We start from the raw sequence: 19,893 nt of genomic DNA on the forward strand, positions 1-19,893 counted from the left end.
GCATGACTGACCCGAGCACGGAACCGGCCCCCGCCGTGGCTCTGCAGGACGTCACGGTGTCCTACGGGAGCCGTTCCGCCCTGGACAAGATCACCCTCCGGATCCAGCCCGGCGAACGGGTGGCCCTGGTGGGGCCCAGCGGCGCGGGCAAGACGACTCTGCTGGGACTGTGCAACGGCACCGTCGCCCCCACCTCCGGTCAGATCCACGTCCTGGGCACGGACCCCGCCCGCGCCTCCGCCCGTGGGTTGAGGGCGTTGCGGAGCAGGATCGGCTCCGTGCACCAGCAGCTCAACCTCGTGGGACCGCTGCGGGTGGTGCACAACGTCAACGCCGGTCACCTGGGCAGCTGGGGACGGTGGCGGGCCCTGCGCTCCCTGGTCCGCCCACTCCAGGTGGACGAGGCCCGCGAGGCCCTGGACCGGGTGGGCATCGCAGGGCACCTGTACCAGCGCACCGACCGGCTCTCCGGCGGGGAGCAGCAGCGGGTGGCGCTGGCCCGGGTCCTGGTGCAGGATCCAGACCTCGTCCTCGCCGACGAACCGGTCTCCAGCCTGGACCCGGCTCGCGCCGACGAGGTGATGGGCCTGCTCTGCGGAGTACTCAGCCTGGACCGGCCGCGCCGGACCCTGCTGGTGAGCCTGCACGACTTCGACCTCGCCGTGCGGCACTGCGATCGCGTGGTGGGACTGCGTCAAGGCCGCGTGGTCCTCGATCTCCCCACCGCCGAGGTGGATGCGCAGGCCCGGGCGCGCCTCTACGAGCTGGAACCCGACCGGTGAGCCCCAGCGGCCTGACGGCCCTGACACGACTGGAGGGGCCCGGCCGGCATCCCGGCCGCCAGTCCGGTCTGCAACCCGGCCAGCAACCCAGCCAGCGACCTGACCGGCGCGCCCGGTGGCGACTGCGCGGCGGTGGGCGGATGTGGGCCGTCGCCTGGGTGCTCGTCCTCGTGTGGTCCGTGGGCAGCTGGCTGATCGAAGACGGCGCCCTGGTCAACACCCGGGGCTGGCCGATGTTCGCGGAATTCTTCGCCGCGGCGCTCGCCCCGGACCTCTCGGCAGACTTCCTGGTCCGCATCGGCGAGGCGACCCTGACCACGCTCTCCTTCGCGATCCTGGGAACGCTGCTGGCCGTGGCCGGGGGCCTGGTGGTCGGGGTGCTCACCTCGGAGACCTGGTGGGCGGCCGGCTCGCCGTCCCGCGGCCGGTCACTGGCCAGCCGCACAGCTCGCCGGGCCGGATGGCTGGTCACCCGGCTCGGTTTGGCTCTGCCGCGGGGCATCCACGAGGCCGTCTGGGCCCTGCTGCTGCTCAGCGTGCTGGGCCGGGATCCACTGGTGGGGGTGCTGGCGATCGCGATCCCGTTCGGGGCCATCACGGCCAAGGTCTACGCCGAGATCATCGACGAGTCCGCCCGCGGCCCCTTCGAGGCGCTGCGGGCATCCGGTGCCCGGCGCGGGACCGCGTTGCTCTACGCCGTGGCACCGGTCGCCCTGCCGGACCTGGCCTCGTATGCCTTCTACCGGTTCGAGTGCGCCGTCCGCTCCGCCGTGATCCTCGGCATGGTGGGTGCCGGTGGCCTCGGCTTCGAACTGGTCCTGAGCTTCGCCGGCTCTCGTCATGGCGAGGTCTGGACGCTGATCTTCACCATGGTGTTGCTGGGAGCCGTGGTGGACCGGTGGGGATCCGGCCTCCGTCGTGCTGGCGGGCGCTGGCGCACCGGCGGGACGGTATTGATCACGGCCGTCCTGGCCATCGCCGCGCTCGTGCACCTCGGGCCGGACCTGTCCCGGGTGTTCACGGAGCGGACCGCCGGCCTGTTCGCCGGCCTGGTGGATGATCTGCTGCCCCCGGCACTGCCCGACGGCGGGTGGTCCCGGTTGCTCGAGGACGCGCTCGAGACGCTGCAGATGTCCCTCGTGGCGGGCACGATCGCCGGCGTGGCGGCCGTGGGCGTGGCCTTCGTGGCGGCCCGCAACAGGGGCGCCGGCGTCAGTGCCGCCCGACGGCTGGCCGGGGCGGCGGCCCGCTGGCTGCTGTTGTTCACCCGGTCCCTGCCGCCGCCGGTCTGGGCCCTTCTGTTCCTGTTCCTGTTCCTGCCGGGGCCGTTGCCCGGGGCACTGGCGTTGGCCGCCTACAACTTCGGAATCCTGGGGCGGTTGTGCGCCGAGGTGGTGGAGAACCTCGACCGGCGCTCCCACGACCATCTCATCGCGGCCGGCGCCCCGCCGCTCAGTGCCTTCAGCTACGGGATCGTTCCCCAGGCCGGAGGGCGGTTCCTGTCCTATGGGCTGTACCGCTGGGAGGTGGCCATGCGGGAGACGGTCGTGGTCGGCGTCGTGGGGGCCGGCGGTCTGGGGCGGCTCCTGGAGGATCAGCGGGTCTCCTTCGACTACGGCGGCATGAGCGGGACCATCCTGGCCCTGGTGGTGCTCTCAGCCCTGGTCGACCTGATCAGCAGCGCTGTGCGCCGCTCCCTGCGCTGACCAGGCCAGTCAGGTCACTCGTCCCCGAGGCCCAGCTCCTTGGCTTTGCGCTCCCAGGCCTCATGCTCGTTGTCCCGCAGTTCCCGCTTCTCCACGCGGGCCTCGAGGCGGTCGATGCGGCGCTCGACCTCGGGTCTGACCTGCCCCGATTCCAGGGCCTCGATGCGCTTCTTGAGGCTCTCGAGTTCCTTCGGGTTGGACTCGTTGTCCGAGCCCGGAATGGCCTTGCCGGTCACCATGCTGAACACCATGAGGCCGCCCCAGACGAGGATGGCGATGATGGCGATCCATGCGAACCAGGGCATGGGCTTCTCCTTCTCAAGGACGGCGGCCGGGGCATCCGCTGCGGAACGCGACCGGCCGGCGTCGTGATGGATTATTTGATGGACTTGCCGGCGGAGCCGAGTTCCTGGCAGGCCTGCCCCACGCGGGCGGCCATGGACTCCTCGGCCTTGGCACCCCAGTTGCGCGGGTCGTACAGCTTCTTGTTGCCGACTTCGCCGTCGACCTTCAGGACACCGTCGTAGTTCTGGAACATGTGGGTCACCACGGGGCGGGTGAAGGCATACTGCGTGTCCGTGTCCACATTCATCTTGATGACGCCGTAGGACACCGCGTCCGAGATCTCCTGGGAGGTGGAGCCGGAGCCGCCGTGGAAGACGAGGTCGAAGGGCCGGTCCTTGCCGATGCTGGCGCCGACCTCACGCTGGATCTCGTCCAGGATCTCCGGGCGCAGCGTCACTCCGCCGGGCTTGTAGACGCCGTGGACGTTGCCGAAGGTCAGGGCCGTGATGTAGCGGCCGTTCTCGCCGGCGCCGAGGGCCTCGATGGTGGCCAGGCCGTCCGCCACGGAGGTGTAGAGCTTGTCATTGATCTCGTGCGCCACGCCGTCCTCCTCGCCGCCGACCACGCCGATCTCCACCTCGAGGATCTGCCGGTTGGCGTGGGTGCGGGCCAGCAGCTCGCGGCCGATGCGCAGGTTCTCCTCGAGGGTCTCGGCCGAACCGTCCCACATGTGCGAGTTGAAGAACGGGTCACGGCCGGCCTTGACCTCGGCTTCGGAGGCGTCCAGCAGCGGCATGACGAAGCCGTCCAGCTTGTCCTTCGGGCAGTGGTCCGTGTGCAGGGCGATGTTGACGTCGTACTGCTTGGCCACCTCGCGGGCGAAGGCCACCATGGCCAGCGAACCGGTGACCATGTCCTTGACGGAAGAGCCGGAGAAGTAGGCCGCGCCACCCGTGGAGGCCTGGATGATGCCGTCCGAGCCGGCCTCGGCGAAGCCACGGATCGCGGCGTTCAGCGTCTGGGAGCTCGTGACGTTGATGGCCGGGTAGGCATAGCCGCCCTTCTTGGCGGAGTCGATCATTTCGGCGTACTTGTCCGGTGAGGCGATGGGCATTGCGGCTCCTTGACATCGATAGGTATCGGGTGACCCTGTCCATGGCCCATCCTAGTCAACCGCGCTGGTCACCCAAGGCCCCGGACCCGCCCGGGCCCACGCCCCGTCAGGGGCGCTGGCCGAAGACCTGCTGGCGGATCCAGGCGTGCATGGCGATGCCGGCGGCGGAGGCTGCATTGATGGACCGGGTGGATCCGTACTGTGCGATGGACAGCGTGGCCTCGGCCGCCGCATGGACCTCCTCGGAGAGCCCCGGCCCCTCCTGCCCGAAGACCAGCACGCACCGCTCGGGCAGCGGGAACGTCTCCAAGGGCACGGAGTCCGGGAAGATGTCGATGCCGATCACGGCCAGCCCCTCGGACGCGGCCCAGTCCGTGAAGTCCTCCACGGTGGGGTGGTGGTGCACGTGCAGATAGCGGTCCGTGACCATGGCCCCGCGCCGGTTCCAGCGGCGCCGGCCGATGATGTGCACCCCCGCCGCGTTGAACGCGTTGGCGGTGCGCACCACGGTGCCGATGTTCAGGTCGTGCTGCCAGTTCTCGATCGCCACGTGGAACGGATGCCGCTTGGTGTCCAGGTCCGCCACGATCGCCTCGAGCGTCCAGTACCGGTAGTGGTCCGCCACATTGCGCCGGTCGCCGGCCCGCAGCAGCTCGGGGTCCCAGTGCTCCCCCGTGGGCCAGTCGCCCTCCCAGGGGCCCACGCCCACCTCACGCTCGGGTGCGTCCGGAACCGGCGCACCCGGGGCGGCCGGGCCGGCGTCGGGCGTCACTTGAGGCGGTCGACGAGCGCCCAGGAGGCGAGCGCGGAGGCCCCCGCCACGGTCAGGACAGCCGGCCACGGGCCGATCTTCTTGGCGAGCGGGTGGGAGGCACCGAAGCCGCCGATGTACAACGCGGACAGCGCGACGGTGGTGGCGGCACCGCCCTTGGCGGCCCACGTGCGGCCGGCGTAGGCACCGGCCGCGGCCAGGACCACGCCGCCGAGGGCGCGGACCCCGGTCTCGCGGGCGGTGAGGTAGCCGCCGACGAGCCCGAGGGCGGCCAAGGGGGCGGTCACAACGGATTCTGCGGGCTTGAACACACCGGTTTCGCTCATGGACACCACGGTAGCCCGCCCAGCCATTCATCACGGCCGCGCTACCTGTCGAGACACACCGGGACGACTAGACAGTTGGCGCTTTCGTGATGGGAAATGCAGAGCACAATGGACCCGTGACCATCGTCGACAACGCCATCTACAAGGACGGCCAGCGCATCCTGGCGCCCACCACGCTGCAGGAGACTTTCGAGCAGTGCAAACGGCTCGGCGGGATGGCGTGGGTGGGGCTGTACCGGCCGGATGAGGCGGAGCTGCAGGAGGTGGCGCACGAGCTCAACCTGCACGAGCTGGCGGTGGAGGATGCCCTGGTGGGCGGGCAGCGGGCCAAGCTCGAGCGCTATGACGATGACCGCTTCTTTGTGTTGATCCCCGCTCGGTACCTGGACGAGTCGGAGACGGTGGAGTTCGGCGAGCTCAACGTGTTCGTGGGCAGCGACTTCGTGGTCACGGTCCGCCATTCGGAGGTCCCGGACCTCGCCCGGGTCCGGCGACACCTGGAGGAGCAACGGCCGGAACTTCTCTCCGCCGGTACCTCCGCCGTGGTGCACGGGATCCTCGACTCCGTGGTGGACGACTACTTCCCCGTGGCCGAGGGCCTGGAGAACGACATCGGCGAGATCGAGGACGAGATCTTCGCCGGGGACGGCAACGTGACCCGCCGCATCTACGAGCTCTCCCGCGAGGTGGTGGGATTCCAGCGGGCCATCCGGTCCCTGCCTCACATGTTGGAGACCTTGATCGAGCACCTGGAGGGGGATCCGGGCAAGGTCGAGGTACTCCGCAAGCTGCGTGACGTGCACGACCACAGCGTGCAGCTCAACGACCGCGTCGCCTCCATGCGCACGATGCTCGAGCATGCCCTGGAGCTGGACTCCACCCTGACCTCGAAGAAGCTCGCCGAGGTCTCCGTGGCGCAGAACGAGCAGGTCAAGCGCATCTCGTCCTGGGCGGCGATCATCTTCGCCCCGCAGCTGGTGGGCTCGATCTACGGCATGAACTTCGACCTCATGCCGGAGTTGCACTGGGTGTGGGGCTACCCGTTCGCCCTGGGGCTGATGCTCGCCGTGGCGCTGACGCTGTTCGTCCTGTTCCGCAAGAACGACTGGCTGTAGCCCGCCAGCCTCCGCCACGACCCGACATCCCAGGTTACGATCACGCCCGACGTCGAAACGCGCCGGTGCAGTCGACGCGTGTCGTGCTCGTAACCGGGGTCAGTCGAGGCCGAGCTCGTCCTTGCCGAAGGCGTACAGGTACTGCACCCCGGCCTCCTCCTCGATGCGTTCGGCGGCGCCGGTGTCCCGGTCCACGATCACGGCCACGGCCTGCACCAGGCCGCCGGCCTGGCGGACTCCCTCGACGGCGGTCAGCGCCGACCCTCCGGTGGTGGAGGTGTCCTCGAGGACGACGACGGGGCGTCCTTCCACGGACGGTCCCTCCACCTGACGGCCCATGCCGTAGGACTTCTGCGCCTTGCGGACCACGAAGGCGTCCAGGTCCCGGCCCTGGCGGCCGGCCTCGTGGAGCATGGCGGTGCCGACGGGGTCCGCGCCCATGGTCAGGCCGCCGACGGCCTGGGCCTCGACGCCGGCCTGGTCCAACAGGTTCAGCATGACCCGTCCCACCAGCGGGGCGGCCTCGTGGTGGAGGGTGATGCGGCGCAGGTCGATGTAGTAGTCGGCCTCCTTGCCGGAGGAGAGGGTGACCCTTCCGCGCACCACGGCCAGCTCCTTGATGAGTTCCAGCAAGCGGGCACGGTCCTGGGTCTGAGTCGTCATGGACTCCATCCTAGATTCCCCGACTCTGGATTCTCCGGCAGCGCACTCCTAGGGTGGTGCCATGAGTGACCCCATTGACCGGGAGGCCCCGTCGGGCAACCCCACCGAACAGATGCTCAGCTACTGGATCAACCTGGTGGACACCCTGCTGACCACGCGCGTCAACGAGTCCCTCGCCGAACACGGGCTCACCCGCGCACAGTGGCAGCTGATGAACACCCTGACGGCCCGGCCCCAGACCACCGAGGAACTCAGCCAGTCACTGGCGCCCGCCGCGGCCACCACCGAGGAGGGGCCACGGACGGTCGAGGAGCATCTGGACGAGCTCGTCGAGTCGGGCTGGCTGGTGGCTGAGGGCGGGATGTACACCCTGACCAGCACGGGACGCACGTCCGGCGAGCGCGTGGCCGCCGTGGTGGAGGAACTGCGGGCGGAGATCACTGAGGGGTTCGATGACAGCCAGTACCAGATGGTGGTCCAGGCACTGAAGACCATGGCCAGGAACCTCGGTTGGGAACATGCCTGAAACATCCATGCGCCTAGGCTGGCCCCATGCGTGAACTGCAGCGAGAGATCATCGCCGAGATGGGCGTCAGCCCCGAGATCGATCCGGCCGCCGAGGCGGCCAGACGCGTGACCTTCCTCCAGGACTATCTGCGGTCCTCCGGTGCCCAGGGATTCGTCCTCGGCATCTCCGGAGGTCTGGACTCCACCCTGGCGGGCCGCTTGGCGCAGTTGGCCGTCGAAGGGCTCCGGGCCGAGGGCGAACAGGCCGAGTTCATCGCGGTCCGCCTGCCCTACAACGTGCAGCATGACGAGGACGATGCCCGGGCCGCCCTGGGCTTCATCGGCGCCGACCGCGAGGTCACCTATGACATCGCCGCCGCCGTGGACGGGTTCGAGTCCGAGTTCGCCTCCGCCATCGGTGAACCGATCTCCGACTTCAACAAGGGCAATGTCAAGGCGCGCGTGCGCATGGTCGCCCAGTATGCGATCGCCGGGGGCCGTGGCCTCCTGGTGATCGGCACGGACCAGGCCGCGGAGTCCGTGACCGGATTCTTCACCAAGTACGGCGACGGCGGCGCGGACGTGCTGCCGCTGTTCGGTTTGAACAAGCGCCAGAACCGTTCGCTGCTCCAGCACCTCGGAGCGGCCGAGAGGCTGTGGGCCAAGGTGCCCACGGCGGACCTGCTGGACGGCAAGCCGGGCCAGACCGACGAGGCCGAGCTCGGCCTGGACTATGACACGATCGACGATTACCTCGAGGGCCGCGCCATCCCGGACGAGGCCGCCCAGAAGCTGGAATCGATCTACCTGCGCTCCCGGCACAAGCGCACCACACCGGTGACGATCCTGGACGGCTGGTGGCGCGGCTGAGGTTCGCCCGGGCCTAACGCCCCACGGGAACCTTGCGCATCACCAGCCAGGACACCCCGTTGGCGAGGACGGCGATCACGATCAGCAGGCCGGAGATCTTGGCGATGAGGTTCGTCGAGAAGAACGTCATGAAGTCCATCCCGGTGCCCAGCACCAGGGCCAGCGCCCCGAGGATGACCACCAGCAGCCCGGCGATCCCGGCCATCACGCCGTACTGGCCCCACCGCAGGTAGACGGCGGCCAGTCCGGCCCCGACCGAGAGGCACGCCAGGGTGATCGCGAAGCTGATGAGCAGGGCGGCCCCCAGGTCACCGTCGCCGAGCGCGTAGACGTCGAACATGCGCGCTCCCGTGAACCAGTGGCCGGTGGCCTGCTCCAGTAGCAGGAAGGCCCCCATCAGGGCGGACAGGAAGGCGGACTGCACCACGATCCACAGGGCGGTGCCGGCCCAGTAGTGCCGGCGGGTGGATCCCATCATGCCGATGGCGAAGGGCATGGTCCGGGCGTAGGCGTAGACGCCGATCGTCACGATGAAGCCCGGCCAGGACCACAGTGCCGCCTGGTTGTAGCGGAAGCCGTCGGCGAGCTCTTCTGCCGTGGCCGGCGTCAGGGCCACCAGCAGCAGGAAGATGACCACGCACACGGCGGCCACGGCGGCCAGCATGATGATCGGCACCCAGACCATCTGCATGCGGTCCACGAAGTGCAGCCGGACGATCCGCAGCACGGGGTTCATCCCGCCGTGGGCGGTGGCGGCCGGAGCGGGCCCGGCCTGGGTCAGGGTTGCGGTGCTCATCGTGACTCCTTCGGGGATTCGGTGGCGGGCTCGCCCACGGTGTCGGTGGGCCGCGAGCCGATCGCGGCCACCAGGTCTTGGAGTCCGACCGGACCGATCTCCAGGTGCTGCTCGGCCGCGGCGGCGGCCAGGCCGGCGTCGGGCTGTCCGGCCAGGGTGACGGAGGACAGGCCGCCGATCCGGCGGGAGTGCAGGATGCTCCTGCCCTCCGTGAGCTGCCCGACGGCGGCCGCCGGGCCGGAGAGGGAGAAGGCGGCGCTGCGCGCCGAGTCCGCGTCGGCGTCCATCAGGATCCGGCCGTCGTCGATCACCAGGACCTTCTCCAGCAGGTCCGCGGCCTCGTCGATGAGGTGGGTGGACATGATGATGGTGCGGGGGTGCTCCAGGTAGTCCTGCAGCATCACGTCGTAGAACAGCTGGCGGGCCGTGGCGTCCAGGCCGAGGTAGGGCTCGTCGAAGAAGGTCAGCGGGGCCCGGGAGGCGAGGCCGACGACGATGGCGACCGAGGACAGCTGCCCGCGGGAGAGCTTCTGGATCTTGGTCTCCACTGGAAGCCGGAACATCCTCACCAGTCGTTCGGCGAAGCTCTGGTCCCAGCTCTCGAAGAACCAGGGGGCGGACTTCAGCACGTGCCCGGCCTTGAAGGACTCCGGGTACTTCTGGTTCTCCCGGGCGAAGCACAGGTGGGAGGCCGTCTCGATGTCCTCGAAGGGTTGCCGTCCCATCACCGAGACCTCCCCGTTGCTGGCCCGGTCCTGGCCGGAGAGGATGGACAGGGCGGTGGTCTTGCCGGCGCCGTTGCGGCCGAGCAGGCCGCAGATGGAGTTGGCGGGGATATCGAAGTCGAGCCCGTGCAGGATCTCCTTGCGGCCGAAGGACTTCCGCAGCCCGCGCACGCTGATCACGGCCTCGGGGTTGATCGGCTGCCCGGCCGGCAGCGGCCTGGCCTCGTGGCTCAGGGCGTCGGCGGCATGGCCGGTGCCGGCGCCTGTGCCGGGCTCGGCCCGGAAGGACGCGGCCGCCGTGCCGGACATGGTGCCGGACGAGGTTCCGGGCGTGGTTCCGGATGGGGCGTCGCGTGCGGTGTGGTTGATGCCGCCGGGAGCGGTCTCGGGAACGGTGTTGGGAGTGACGTGCATGATTCCCCCTACAGGGATGATCGGGTGGTGTCTGCGGTGGTCGTGAGATCGGCGGCGGTACTGCGGATCATCTCGGACAGGTCCTCCGGGGTGATCTCCAACCGGGCCGCCTCGGTGAGCAACGGGTGGATGTACTGCCGGGTGAAGGCCTCGCGGCGGGTGCCCAGCAGCTGCTGCCGGGCACCGGGCGCCACGAACATGCCGATGCCCCGTTTCTTGTAGAGGATCCCCGTGTCCACCAGCAGGTTGATCCCCTTGTTGGCGGTGGCCGGATTGATGCGCAGGAACGCGGAGAACTCGGTGGTGGAGGGCACCTGCGTCTCCTCCGGGTAGGTTCCGTCCACGATCCCCTGCTCGATCCGGAGCGCCAGCTGGCGGAAGATCGGCTGCGTGGCGTCCATCTCCATGCGGCGCTCCATTCCTGGGGTCAGAACCGACCGCTACAGCCGGCCAGGTCCATTGGTTCATTAGTTATGTAACTAACCTAGCAACCTGCCTACGGCCTGTCCACCCCCGCTTTCAGTTGAGTTCGGGTGGGCGGTCGACGCGAGCACCCACCCGAAATCGACTGAAATCCTTCTGCCCCCGGTTCGTTAGGCTGGCCAGGTGAAGATCGCGACCTGGAATGTGAACTCCCTCCGTGCCCGAGCCGACCGCGTCGAGTCCTGGCTCGAACGCACCGACGTGGATGTCCTGGCCATCCAGGAGACCAAGTGCAAGGACGAGAACTTCCCGTGGGAGCTCTTCGAGCGCATGGACTACGAGGTGGCCCACTTCGGCTTCTCCCAGTGGAACGGGGTGGCCATCGCCTCCCGCGTGGGCCTGGCGGACGTCGAACGCACCTTCTCCGGCCAGCCCGCCTTCGGCAAGGGCGGCCTGGATCCGGTCCAGGAGGCCCGCGCCATCGCGGCGACCGTGGGCACCGGGGCGGATGCGGTACGCCTGTGGTCCCTCTACGTCCCCAACGGCCGCGCCCTCGAGGACGAGCACATGCCCTACAAACTGCAGTGGCTCCACGTCCTCAAGGAGCAGGCCGCCGCGGACCTCGCCGCGGACCCGAACCTGCGCTTGGCCCTGACCGGGGACTGGAACATCGCCCCGCAGGACGAGGACGTCTGGGACATCCAGTTCTTCCGGGACCAGGGTCTGACACACGTGTCCGCACCGGAGCGCGCCGCCTTCCACGCCTTCGAGGAGGCCGGGTTCCAGGACGTCGTCCGCCCGCGCCACCCGGGACCCGGGGTCTACACCTACTGGGACTACACGCAGTTGCGCTTCCCCAAGAAGGAGGGCATGCGCATCGACTTCGTCCTGGCCTCCCCGGCTCTCGCCGACTCCGTCACGGACGCCTGGATCGACCGCGAGGAGCGCAAGGGCAAGGGCGCCTCGGACCACGCCCCCGTGGTCGTGGACTTCGGCCCCTGAGCCGGAACGCCATGGAGTACCAGTCCGAGCTGCGCGTCTACCAGCCCCTCGCGGCCTTTCCCGACGCCGTCCAGGCCGAGTACCAGCGCGCCAGCCGCCGCACACGCGCGGAGGCCGAGCAGGAGGCCGCTGGCCGCGCCCAGCGCCGGCTGCTGCGCGACGTCACCGACCCGTTCCCGCACGGCCGTGACCTGGTCCGGGTGCTCCGGGTCCCCGTGGCCGACGGCGAGGCCCCGGTCTCCGAGTACTTCTGCCCGGATGAGATGGCCCTGCGGAGCGAACTCGCGGCCGAGCAGCTGGCTGACTCGATGCGCCCGCAGATCTTCACCCTGCTCGTCCCGGAGGCGGCCCGGCAGGCCAACATCGAGCGGCTGGCGGACCGGCTGGAGTTCGGCGACGCCGAGGCCCTGCACCAGGTCCACACCCGCACTGCAGTGTGGGGCGTCCCCGCCAGCTGGTTCGCGCTGGTGCACGAGGACGATGAGGTGACCGTGATCGGGGACCCGGACTCCCCCGAGTCCGTGCGCCTCACCGTGCCGCTGGAACTGGCCCTGGAGCGGGCCCGGCACGCCGCCGTCGTGCTCTCCCTGCACGCCCCGGACATGGACCTGCTGAACGATGTGACCGTCCTGGTGTCCTGGCTGGAGTCCTTCCACCCGGATTCCCGCGTGGAGCTGGACTACGGCGGGCTGGCCCGGCTCGTGTGGCCGGACGATTCCCCCTTCGACGTCCGCACCGCGATCGAGGCCCTGGAGGACGGGGAGACCGAGGCCGCCGTGATCGCGAACCACCGGATGGTGCGCCGCTGGCTGCCGGTCCGGCAGCTGGGCCGGGCGAGCTGAGCCCTGCGCCGAGTGGTTGTCCACATGGGGAGTTCTCCCCATCGCACCGGACTTGCGAACGCGGTGTAATGGTGGGCGGGAGAATCGAGGCCGACCGCGGCCCGGGCCACCACCACAGGGTAGGACTTCGCAGTGGGATTCAGTGACTACGAGATCAGCGCGGATCCCGCGCGCGCGATCGTCGAGTCGGCACGCGGCCGGTTCCAGGACCTCGACGGCATGGAGAACAAGCTCGAGGCCACCGGCGATGCCGTGGCCTCGGCGGCGGACGAGGACAAGATCACCAAGGCGTTGAAGGACTCCTATACGAACTTCCAACGCCCCTTCGTGGTGACCATGATCAGCACTGCGGACAACATCTTCTCCACGACGGACAACGTCATCAACATCTATGACAACGCGGACTCCTCCATGGAGGACGATGCGAAGGCCACGGCTGTCGAGGACATGGGCTACGAGGCAACCAAGTACGACAACGTCCCGGATTACAGCGCCACCGACTCCACCGGCGACCAAGGCAAAGAGGAGACCTCCTGGTGACCACGGCCCTAGGACCCACTCACGCTGGCATCATGTTCACATCGTTCCTCCCGGACCCGCTGCCGGACGGGGAGGCCGTCAAGACGGCAGCCAAGGAGTACACCACACACGGGACCACGATGGACGATGCCTACGTGGAGACCAACACCACGTGGGGCACCCTGCCCGAGAATTTCCAGATCCCCGAACCGGACATGGCGACCACCCTCACGGCCCTGCGGGACATGGTGGAGCCCCTCGGTGCTGCCGTGGTAGACGGCATCGATGACATCGAGTCCGCCATGGACGCCTACGGTGACGCAATCGTCGGGTTCAAGACAACGCACCAGCGGCTCAGGGAGCGGGTCGACGAGTACAACGCGCTGCCCCCCACGGAGTTCACCGCCTCGCAGAAGTCCGAAGCCATCGAGGACGGAGAATCGCTGCCGACCACGAGGACCGAGACCCGCCGCGCCGTCCTCGAGACGGACCTCCACCAGGCTCAGGAGGAATACGAGGGGTACATCGACACCTGCGTCTCCGCCATTGAGGCGGCCACGCCGGCGGTGGTCAAGGACCAACCTGCGAACGTCACGGCGAACATCAAGCTCATCCAGAAATCCTATGAGCTCGCCGCCACCTGGTCCGAGCGTGGCGCGGCCTTCCGCGGCGCCGGCCAGGGCCGCATGCGGTTCATCTGGCGTGCTGATGTCAACACCCTCTCCGATTTCGTCAAGGACGGCGTCCCCGGCTGGAAGGCCGTGCACACGGAGGGCACCTGGCTCAACAAGGCCCCCGGGTGGTTCAAGAACAGGATTCCTGATCCCGCGAACTTCACGGACCTGAATGCCGTCAAGGCAATGGACAGCTGGTATGAGTCCGGCATCACCAAGATGTCCCACGCCTCCGATCGGTTCAGAGGCATGCTGATGGCGTCCATGCCCGCTCCGGTCTTCAACCAGCTGGACAAGCTGAAGAACAGCCGCGCCGGTAAGTTCCTCAGTCTGAACTCGGTCAAGAAGGTCAACGGCAAGTGGAAGGTCGAGGTCAACGTCGGCGGTAAGCGCTCGTACCTGGTCCCGGAGAAGATCCGGTCCCAGATGGGCAAGTTCGACAAGGCCAACGACTTCTTCAAGAAGGTCGGGGACAATCCGGTCGTCAAGAACGGCGGGAAGGTCCTCGGCGCCCTGGACATGGGGGCCACCTACTACGAGTCCTACGGCAACAACTACAACGAGGCATTGCGGGAGAACCCGAACGGCTCTCCCGATGCGGTCCGCAACGAGGCGATCACCTCGACGGCCATCGAGGGCACGGCTGAGAACGCCGGCAAGGTCGTCGGCGGCGTGGTCGGCCGTGCTGCCGGTGCCGCCGTGGGCCAGGCCCTGATTCCCATTCCCGGAGTGGGTGCGGCCGTCGGAGGTTTCGTCGGGGGCGTCGTCGGCGACTACGTTGGGGGCAAGGTCGGGGCTGCCGCTGGCGAATTCATCAATGACTGGCGTCAGGGCGGAGCCGACAAGGCATTCGGGGACGCCGGGAAAGCGATCGGTGATGCGGGCAAGGCGATCGGTGATGGCGTCAAGGACGTCGCGTCGAGTATCGGCAAGAAGTTGTTCGGCTGGTGAGCCGAAACGGAAAGGTCCAATCCTTGAACACTGTCACCATCACCGGTCGTACCGACCGGGCACAGATGACCATCCCGGAGCACTGGAGCGCCGAGGACATCCGGGACGAGATCGAGCTGTTGTCCGTCCTGAAGGGTAAGGACGGGGTCTTCGCCCCCAACCTCGTGGTCACCCTCAACGCCTACGACGGTTCGATGGCGGAGTTCCTGTCCTCAGCGGTGGGGAACATTTCCCAGACCCTGACCGAGGTCCGCTTCATCGACATCACCCTATGGAATCCCGGAGGCGCCCTGCCCGGGCAGACCCCTGCACTGGACGGCCGGGCCGTGACGTATACCCACGTCTCCCCCGCGTCCGGAGAGGTCCTTCGCACCACGGACTGGCTCTTCATCGAGAACGGGCTGGCCGTACAGGCCACGGGAACCACGGCGGCCCCGGACTGGATGGCCCTCGGTCCCGAGCTGGAGCAGATCGCTTCCTCGCTGGTGGTGGCCGAGGACGCCGGCACCGCCGGTGCCCCGGTCCGCACAGAGTTGCCCGAGGGCGCCCTAGACGAGCTGGCGAGCGGAGAATTGGGAGCTCCGGTGGAATCCATCAGTGGCATCGGCCGGACCCAGACCTTCGATTACGCCGGCGCCTGGGTCCACGCCTCGGCGCTCGCCCTCTTGGACGAGATGGCCGAGGGATTCAGGATCGGACGGCTCAACGCCGATTCCTACCGGGACCAACTGGCCGAGCTGGAGAGCGCCGGACTGGCCCAGGGCACCAAGCTGACGGACACCGGGGAGTACGCGTGCCTGCACCTCGATGAGCCGGACGCCTCGTTCCGGATCAGCGCCGCCGGGTCGGGTGGCGCGATGTACTACCAAGCCTGGCTATACGGCCCCACGGCCCTGGTCACCGCAGGAACCGGATATCACACCCAGGTCGGACTCCAGGCTGACGAGGCACCGTCGCGGGACCACGTCAACGTCCGGATCTTCCCGATCACCGAGCTGGCGCGGGAGATGGCCTCCTGGCTCGGCGTAGGCCCGGCCTGGCCGCTGCCGGCGCTGCCAGCAGGACTACCGGCGGAACGCCTCGAGCAGCGCTGGGCCGGCAATACCGAGATCCCCGAGACAGCGAATCCCGTCTTGGCTGCCCTCTGGGAGCAGGACTGGTTCACCTGGGAACTCTCGGCCCAGGGGCCGGAGGGCGAGATCGATCCGGTCGCCTACCTCAACGGAGGCCCCCTGGGGCACTACCGCCTCGGGTCCGAGGACGGGCGCACGTGGCTGATGCCCACCCCGTCGGTCTACCTGTACGACCAGTTGGACGACCTGATCGCCGCTGCCATCTACGGCCGACCCGCCCGGCTTCGCTGACACGTTCCACGGACCGTTTCGCAGCCCATTACCCTCAGGGCATAGCCTGACTGTCCACGTGGATCCAGAATCGAAAGGCCCCGCATGTTGTTGCGCACCATCATGACCACCCCGGCATATCTGGGGATGCTCGTCCTGATCGGCGGGGCCGCCGCCTTGCTGTTCTACATCGCCTGGCGGTGCCTCAACGGGGACACCCGCACGTGGGCCCTGCTGCCGCCCTTCCCGTTTCAGGTATCCAAGCACAACACCTGGCCGTTCATGCTCCTGATGATCGGCCTCACCCTGCTGACAGCCCTGCCCTCGGTGTTCTTTGAGGCCGCCCGGATGGAAGAGGCCCGAGTAGCCACGTGGAACGTCGTCTTCATCCCCCTGGCCCTGGTAATCCTCTCCTTCATCTGGTGGCCCCTGGCCTGGACGCCCCGCTGGTTCCGCAACTGGGCCGCGCAGAACAACCCTGGCGCCACCCCGTGGACCCTGGAGGAGATCGAGCGCGTCAAGGCAGCGCCCCCCTCCAAACGCCGCAACCGCGCCATCAAGGACATCGCCCGCCTCGCCGGTGAGGAGCATGTCAAGGGCATGGTCCCCGAGGGCATTCTCGACAAAGTCGAGGAAAAGGGAATCAAGTACGACGAGAAGCACGGCATCACCCCAGGCATGGACAGCTTCGAACGCGCCAAGATCATCAGGGCCAACCGTGCCCGGTGGAAAGAAGAGAAACGCCAACAGAAGCAAGCCCGCCGCAACCACCAGTCCTGAACCTGACGCGGAGCGGTCCTCTCATGACCGAACCGAACATTGACATCCTCACCAACCCGGTCTCCTGGGTGTTCCTGCTCTTCGTCGTCGCCCTCGCCGCCGTCCCCCTGTGGACCGGGGGACGAATGCTCCGCGGCACGGTGCGCCACTGGACCCTGGCCCCCAAGATCCCGTTCCAGATCCCGGACCGCAACACCTGGCCCTTCATCCTGGTGAGCTTCGGCCTCGCCATCTCCATCGCCATCCTCTCCATCCCCTTCGAAATCGCCGGCTGGGAGCACGGACGGCAGTTCATCTGGAATGGTCCCTTCTGGATCCCCTGGGTGGGCGTGGCACTGGGCGTCTTCTACTGGCCCCTGGCGCTGACCCCCCGGTGGTACAAGCGCTGGGTCAACCACGAGGACTACCCCGACGTCTCCCCCTGGCGGCCAGAGGAGGTCCGCGCAGTGTTGACGCGGCCCGCCGACAAGAAGCGGGACCGCATGATTAGAGACATGGGTTGGTGCGGCATCGATGTGAAAGCCGCCTGGTCTGAGGCCGGCCTGCCCGGAGAACCGCCCGAGGAGTGGTGGGCGAAGGCCACGCGCCAGGGCGACCAGAAGTACGCGGACATGGGCATCACCGAGGACATGGACGCCTTCCAACGGGCCGACATCATCCGTTCGTGCGCACCGCCAGAAGGCCAAAGCCGCCAAGAGAGCCGCCCGCTAGACCCACCACGACTAACTGACGGCCTCGGGACGAAGGCGTCCGCCAGACGGTTGGCAGAGACTGAAGCGGCAGCAGAAACAGGTCCGCGGGAACAACTAGGACGTCGGCGTCCCGGACTGCGCCGCCCAGCGGAGTCGCCGGGCAGCAGGTCGGCCCCTGACCCGGGGGGCCGGTGGCCGATAGGGTGTGCCCCATGACCACGGGACCGCTGAGCACCCCACCGTCCGAAGCCCGCAATCATCCGGAGAACCCATGGTGGGTTGATGCCGTGATCTACCAGGTCTACCCCCGCTCCTTCGCGGACGCGGACGGGGACGGCATGGGCGATCTCGCCGGCGTCACGGCGCAGCTGCCGTATCTCGAAGAGCTCGGGGTGGACGCGCTCTGGCTCTCACCGTTCTACGTCTCCCCGCAGCGGGACGGCGGCTATGACGTGGCTGACTACCGGGACGTGGACCCCCTCTTCGGCAGCCTGGAGGACGCCGAACGGCTGTTGGACGCCGCCCACGAGTCAGGGCTCCGGGTGATCGTGGACCTGGTTCCCAACCACACCTCCTCCGCCCATCCCTGGTTCATCGAGGCACTGTCCGCGGACCCGAGTACCGAGGCCGGCCGCGCGGTCCGCGATCGCTACCTGTTCCGGCCCGGGACCGGTGCGGATGGCGCGGAGCCTCCGAACAATTGGCAGTCCACGTTCGGCGGGCCGGCCTGGACCCGCACCACGAATCCGGACGGCTCGCCAGGAGACTGGTACCTACACCTGTTCGACTCCTCCCAACCGGACCTGAATTGGGACAACACCGAGGTCCGGGATGAGTTCGAGGACATCCTGCGCTTCTGGCTGGACCGCGGCGTGGACGGCTTCCGCGTGGACGTGGCCCACGGGCTCGTCAAGGCCGAGGGTCTACCGGACCACCATGCCCGTCCTGGCATGGTCACGGACGCCGAGCCCCTCGCCGCCACGGGAGATGCCGACTCCGGCCAGGACGTCGCCGGCCACCGGGAGGCCAACCCGCAGGACCACGCCCACCCCGTCCCGTATCACGACCAGGAGGGGGTCCACGAGATCTACCGTTCGTGGAACGCCGTCCTGACCGAGTATGACCACGACCCGGTACTGGTCGCCGAGGCCTGGGTGTCCCCGCTGGAGCGGTTGTTCCGCTACGTCCGCCCGGGCGAGATGCACCAGGCCTTCAACTTCACCTTCCTCCTGGCAGGGTGGGACGCGGTGCGCATGTCCGATGCGATCACGGTCTCCGTCCAGGAAGCCGAGAAGGTCGGGGCGCCGAACACCTGGGTGCTGTCCAATCACGACACGGTCCGGCACGCCTCCCGCTTCGGACTCTCCGACCCCACGCGCTATCCCAACGGCCTTGGCGCGGAGGACGAACAACCGGACGAGGCACTGGGCTGGAAGCGCGGCCGCGCTGCGGCGATGATCGAGCTGGGACTGCCCGGATCGGCCTACATCTACCAGGGAGACGAACTCGGCCTGCCCGAGCACACGACCCTGGACGACTCCCTCCGCCAGGACCCCACGTACGTGCGCACCGAGGGTGCGGAGAAGGGCCGGGACGGCTGCCGCGTCCCCCTGCCCTGGCGCGCCGACGCCCCCGGATTCGGCTTCGCCGTCGGGCATCACGCCGATGCCGGTCCGTCTCCGTTCACCCCAGCAACCCCCGGGCACGACGCCGGCGCGGCACCTCTCGCTGCCGCGGCACCTTGGCTGCCCCAGCCGGAGTCGTACGGGACGTACGCGGCGGACCGGCAGGTCGACGTCGCCGGTTCGACCTTCGAGCTGTACCGGCAGCTACTCGGCGTCCGCGGGGAGCTGGACCTGGGCACCGGAACCTTCGCGTGGTCTCGTTTCCACAGCCCCGAGCTCGGCGTGCTGGCGTTCACCGTGGCCACGGGCGGCGGTCAGCATGGGTATGACCTCGATTCCGGTGACCTCATCCCGGAGAAGGTCGCGCTGGTCATGGCCAACATGGGCCAGACGGCGGTGGAGGTCCCCGAGGAGTATGCCGCGGCGATCTTCAGCCACGACGAGGCGTTGCAGGACGGGCAGCTGATGCCCGATTCCGCCGCCTGGTTCCTCAAGCGCTGAGGTACCGGGACGACGAAGGCCCCCACTCTGGCGAGTGGGGGCCTTCTCCTGCTGGTGGCTCCGACCGGCGTCGATCCGGTGACCTTTCGATTTTCAGTCGAACGCTCTACCAACTGAGCTACAGAGCCTGGCATCTCCGGCCGAAACCGGTGATCGCCAAGATCCTCCGAACCGGGAAAACCGGCGATCGGAACATCCGAGCGACCCTGACGGGACTTGAACCCGCGACCTCCGCCGTGACAGGGCGGCGCGCTAACCAACTGCGCTACAGGGCCAGTGTGCGAGAACTAACTCTACCAGACTGATTCCGGGCTTTTGACCACGAGTGGCCGGTCCAGCCGGAAGGGCTGGTCGTGCAAGTACTGCGTACCCCCAACGGGATTCGAACCCGTGTCGCCGCCGTGAAAGGGCGGTGTCCTAGGCCTCTAGACGATGGGGGCCAGAACACTTCGGGTTCCCGAAGTGG

General features: G+C 68.4%; 21 protein-coding genes and 3 tRNA genes. 13 read left to right on the forward strand and 11 right to left on the reverse strand.

From position 1 onward, the window contains the following. The first annotated feature begins 2 nt into the window (after nucleotides 1-2). Nucleotides 3-782 (forward strand): phosphonate ABC transporter ATP-binding protein, encoded by a 780-nt coding sequence (locus tag BOSE125_RS13365; protein ID WP_159553281.1) that lies wholly within the window; start codon nucleotides 3-5, stop codon nucleotides 780-782. Beyond that, complete coding sequence (locus BOSE125_RS13370; protein ID WP_159553283.1) at nucleotides 779-2,488, forward strand: ABC transporter permease; 1,710 nt, start codon at nucleotides 779-781, stop codon at nucleotides 2,486-2,488. The genes BOSE125_RS13365 and BOSE125_RS13370 overlap by 4 nt, the downstream gene beginning before the upstream one ends. 14 nt (nucleotides 2,489-2,502) lie before the next feature. On the opposite strand, the gene BOSE125_RS13375 is transcribed toward BOSE125_RS13370, so the two are convergent. The 4 genes from BOSE125_RS13375 to BOSE125_RS13390 all read right to left on the reverse strand — a co-directional run bounded on the left by BOSE125_RS13375 (nucleotide 2,503) and on the right by BOSE125_RS13390 (nucleotide 4,985). After that, nucleotides 2,503-2,793 (reverse strand): hypothetical protein, encoded by a 291-nt coding sequence (locus BOSE125_RS13375; protein WP_159553285.1) that lies wholly within the window; start codon nucleotides 2,791-2,793, stop codon nucleotides 2,503-2,505. A 71-nt stretch (nucleotides 2,794-2,864) separates the two neighbouring features. Beyond that, entirely contained in the window at nucleotides 2,865-3,887 is a 1,023-nt protein-coding gene (gene fbaA / locus BOSE125_RS13380) for a class II fructose-bisphosphate aldolase (RefSeq protein ID WP_159553287.1), read from the reverse strand. A 106-nt stretch (nucleotides 3,888-3,993) separates the two neighbouring features. Then, nucleotides 3,994-4,659: an RNA methyltransferase gene (locus BOSE125_RS13385; RefSeq protein ID WP_159553289.1), complete on the reverse strand. Its 666-nt coding sequence runs from the start codon at nucleotides 4,657-4,659 to the stop codon at nucleotides 3,994-3,996. Continuing rightward, nucleotides 4,656-4,985, reverse strand: coding sequence for a hypothetical protein (locus BOSE125_RS13390; protein WP_188806997.1), 330 nt, complete (start codon nucleotides 4,983-4,985; stop codon nucleotides 4,656-4,658). Before BOSE125_RS13390 ends, BOSE125_RS13385 begins: the two co-directional genes overlap by 4 nt. 116 nt (nucleotides 4,986-5,101) lie before the next feature. Here BOSE125_RS13390 and BOSE125_RS13395 point away from each other — a divergent pair, with 116 nt between their 5' ends. After that, nucleotides 5,102-6,100, forward strand: a complete 999-nt coding sequence (locus BOSE125_RS13395; RefSeq protein WP_201301210.1) for a magnesium and cobalt transport protein CorA — start codon at nucleotides 5,102-5,104, stop codon at nucleotides 6,098-6,100. A 99-nt stretch (nucleotides 6,101-6,199) separates the two neighbouring features. On the opposite strand, the gene pyrE is transcribed toward BOSE125_RS13395, so the two are convergent. Then, nucleotides 6,200-6,772 carry an orotate phosphoribosyltransferase gene (pyrE, locus tag BOSE125_RS13400; protein ID WP_159553293.1) on the reverse strand — a complete coding sequence of 191 codons (573 nt, stop codon included), beginning with the start codon at nucleotides 6,770-6,772 and terminating at the stop codon, nucleotides 6,200-6,202. Between the two features lie 52 nt (nucleotides 6,773-6,824). Between pyrE and BOSE125_RS13405 the strand changes: the two genes are divergently transcribed. Together BOSE125_RS13405 and nadE are read left to right on the forward strand one after the other, a co-directional pair. Next, entirely contained in the window at nucleotides 6,825-7,289 is a 465-nt protein-coding gene (locus BOSE125_RS13405; RefSeq protein ID WP_159553295.1) for a MarR family winged helix-turn-helix transcriptional regulator, read from the forward strand. A 26-nt stretch (nucleotides 7,290-7,315) separates the two neighbouring features. Beyond that, entirely contained in the window at nucleotides 7,316-8,140 is an 825-nt protein-coding gene (nadE, locus tag BOSE125_RS13410; protein ID WP_159553297.1) for an ammonia-dependent NAD(+) synthetase, read from the forward strand. 13 nt (nucleotides 8,141-8,153) lie between these two features. Here nadE and BOSE125_RS13415 read toward each other — a convergent pair whose 3' ends face one another. The 3 genes from BOSE125_RS13415 to BOSE125_RS13425 are packed head-to-tail and all read right to left on the reverse strand — an operon-like array spanning nucleotide 8,154 to nucleotide 10,476. After that, nucleotides 8,154-8,936: a hypothetical protein gene (locus BOSE125_RS13415; RefSeq protein WP_159553299.1), complete on the reverse strand. Its 783-nt coding sequence runs from the start codon at nucleotides 8,934-8,936 to the stop codon at nucleotides 8,154-8,156. Beyond that, nucleotides 8,933-10,075, reverse strand: a complete 1,143-nt coding sequence (locus BOSE125_RS13420; RefSeq protein ID WP_236558011.1) for an ATP-binding cassette domain-containing protein — start codon at nucleotides 10,073-10,075, stop codon at nucleotides 8,933-8,935. Before BOSE125_RS13420 ends, BOSE125_RS13415 begins: the two co-directional genes overlap by 4 nt. 8 nt (nucleotides 10,076-10,083) lie before the next feature. Then, on the reverse strand, nucleotides 10,084-10,476 hold the full coding sequence (locus BOSE125_RS13425) for a GntR family transcriptional regulator (protein WP_159555187.1): 393 nt from the start codon (nucleotides 10,474-10,476) through the stop codon (nucleotides 10,084-10,086). Between the two features lie 205 nt (nucleotides 10,477-10,681). Between BOSE125_RS13425 and BOSE125_RS13430 the strand changes: the two genes are divergently transcribed. The 8 genes from BOSE125_RS13430 (at nucleotide 10,682) to BOSE125_RS13465 (ending at nucleotide 19,427) form a co-directional block, all read left to right on the forward strand. Further along, nucleotides 10,682-11,500 (forward strand): exodeoxyribonuclease III, encoded by an 819-nt coding sequence (locus tag BOSE125_RS13430; protein WP_159553301.1) that lies wholly within the window; start codon nucleotides 10,682-10,684, stop codon nucleotides 11,498-11,500. A gap of 11 nt (nucleotides 11,501-11,511) precedes the next feature. After that, entirely contained in the window at nucleotides 11,512-12,342 is an 831-nt protein-coding gene (locus BOSE125_RS13435) for a hypothetical protein (RefSeq protein WP_159553303.1), read from the forward strand. 132 nt (nucleotides 12,343-12,474) lie between these two features. Continuing rightward, nucleotides 12,475-12,882, forward strand: coding sequence for a hypothetical protein (locus BOSE125_RS13440; protein WP_159553305.1), 408 nt, complete (start codon nucleotides 12,475-12,477; stop codon nucleotides 12,880-12,882). Between the two features lie 32 nt (nucleotides 12,883-12,914). Beyond that, on the forward strand, nucleotides 12,915-14,486 hold the full coding sequence (locus BOSE125_RS13445; RefSeq protein ID WP_159553307.1) for a hypothetical protein: 1,572 nt from the start codon (nucleotides 12,915-12,917) through the stop codon (nucleotides 14,484-14,486). 23 nt (nucleotides 14,487-14,509) lie between these two features. Then, on the forward strand, nucleotides 14,510-15,850 hold the full coding sequence (locus tag BOSE125_RS13450; RefSeq protein ID WP_159553309.1) for a hypothetical protein: 1,341 nt from the start codon (nucleotides 14,510-14,512) through the stop codon (nucleotides 15,848-15,850). An 84-nt stretch (nucleotides 15,851-15,934) separates the two neighbouring features. Further along, the gene (locus BOSE125_RS13455) at nucleotides 15,935-16,609 is read left to right on the forward strand and encodes a hypothetical protein (RefSeq protein ID WP_159553310.1); all 675 of its coding nucleotides are present in this window, start codon (nucleotides 15,935-15,937) and stop codon (nucleotides 16,607-16,609) included. A 23-nt stretch (nucleotides 16,610-16,632) separates the two neighbouring features. Next, nucleotides 16,633-17,517, forward strand: coding sequence for a hypothetical protein (locus BOSE125_RS13460; RefSeq protein WP_159553311.1), 885 nt, complete (start codon nucleotides 16,633-16,635; stop codon nucleotides 17,515-17,517). After that, complete coding sequence (locus tag BOSE125_RS13465) at nucleotides 17,514-19,427, forward strand: glycoside hydrolase family 13 protein (RefSeq protein WP_159553312.1); 1,914 nt, start codon at nucleotides 17,514-17,516, stop codon at nucleotides 19,425-19,427. Before BOSE125_RS13460 ends, BOSE125_RS13465 begins: the two co-directional genes overlap by 4 nt. 52 nt (nucleotides 19,428-19,479) lie before the next feature. Here BOSE125_RS13465 and BOSE125_RS13470 read toward each other — a convergent pair. The 3 genes from BOSE125_RS13470 to BOSE125_RS13480 form a co-directional block, all read right to left on the reverse strand. Next, nucleotides 19,480-19,555 (reverse strand) — tRNA-Phe (locus BOSE125_RS13470). A gap of 73 nt (nucleotides 19,556-19,628) precedes the next feature. Beyond that, nucleotides 19,629-19,702: transfer RNA gene (locus tag BOSE125_RS13475), tRNA-Asp, on the reverse strand. Nucleotides 19,703-19,794: 92 nt separating this feature from the next. Further along, a tRNA-Glu gene (locus BOSE125_RS13480) sits at nucleotides 19,795-19,867 on the reverse strand. Nucleotides 19,868-19,893 lie beyond the last annotated feature (26 nt).

Source organism: Citricoccus sp. K5 (assembly GCF_902506195.1).
Lineage (GTDB): Bacteria > Actinomycetota > Actinomycetes > Actinomycetales > Micrococcaceae > Citricoccus.

What these genes read in the sequence shown, in the direction of transcription:
- BOSE125_RS13460 (WP_159553311.1), top strand. Translation starts at nt 16,633, where the DNA reads ATGACCGAACCGAACATTGACATCCTCACCAACCCGGTCTCCTGGGTG.
- pyrE (WP_159553293.1), bottom strand. Translation starts at nt 6,772, where the DNA reads ATGGAGTCCATGACGACTCAGACCCAGGACCGTGCCCGCTTGCTGGAA.
- BOSE125_RS13465 (WP_159553312.1), top strand. Translation starts at nt 17,514, where the DNA reads ATGACCACGGGACCGCTGAGCACCCCACCGTCCGAAGCCCGCAATCAT.
- BOSE125_RS13375 (WP_159553285.1), bottom strand. Translation starts at nt 2,793, where the DNA reads ATGCCCTGGTTCGCATGGATCGCCATCATCGCCATCCTCGTCTGGGGC.
- BOSE125_RS13365 (WP_159553281.1), top strand. Translation starts at nt 3, where the DNA reads ATGACTGACCCGAGCACGGAACCGGCCCCCGCCGTGGCTCTGCAGGAC.
- BOSE125_RS13425 (WP_159555187.1), bottom strand. Translation starts at nt 10,476, where the DNA reads ATGGACGCCACGCAGCCGATCTTCCGCCAGCTGGCGCTCCGGATCGAG.
- BOSE125_RS13435 (WP_159553303.1), top strand. Translation starts at nt 11,512, where the DNA reads ATGGAGTACCAGTCCGAGCTGCGCGTCTACCAGCCCCTCGCGGCCTTT.
- BOSE125_RS13455 (WP_159553310.1), top strand. Translation starts at nt 15,935, where the DNA reads ATGTTGTTGCGCACCATCATGACCACCCCGGCATATCTGGGGATGCTC.
- nadE (WP_159553297.1), top strand. Translation starts at nt 7,316, where the DNA reads ATGCGTGAACTGCAGCGAGAGATCATCGCCGAGATGGGCGTCAGCCCC.
- fbaA (WP_159553287.1), bottom strand. Translation starts at nt 3,887, where the DNA reads ATGCCCATCGCCTCACCGGACAAGTACGCCGAAATGATCGACTCCGCC.
- BOSE125_RS13445 (WP_159553307.1), top strand. Translation starts at nt 12,915, where the DNA reads ATGTTCACATCGTTCCTCCCGGACCCGCTGCCGGACGGGGAGGCCGTC.
- BOSE125_RS13415 (WP_159553299.1), bottom strand. Translation starts at nt 8,936, where the DNA reads ATGAGCACCGCAACCCTGACCCAGGCCGGGCCCGCTCCGGCCGCCACC.
- BOSE125_RS13390 (WP_188806997.1), bottom strand. Translation starts at nt 4,985, where the DNA reads ATGAGCGAAACCGGTGTGTTCAAGCCCGCAGAATCCGTTGTGACCGCC.
- BOSE125_RS13405 (WP_159553295.1), top strand. Translation starts at nt 6,825, where the DNA reads ATGAGTGACCCCATTGACCGGGAGGCCCCGTCGGGCAACCCCACCGAA.
- BOSE125_RS13420 (WP_236558011.1), bottom strand. Translation starts at nt 10,075, where the DNA reads ATGCACGTCACTCCCAACACCGTTCCCGAGACCGCTCCCGGCGGCATC.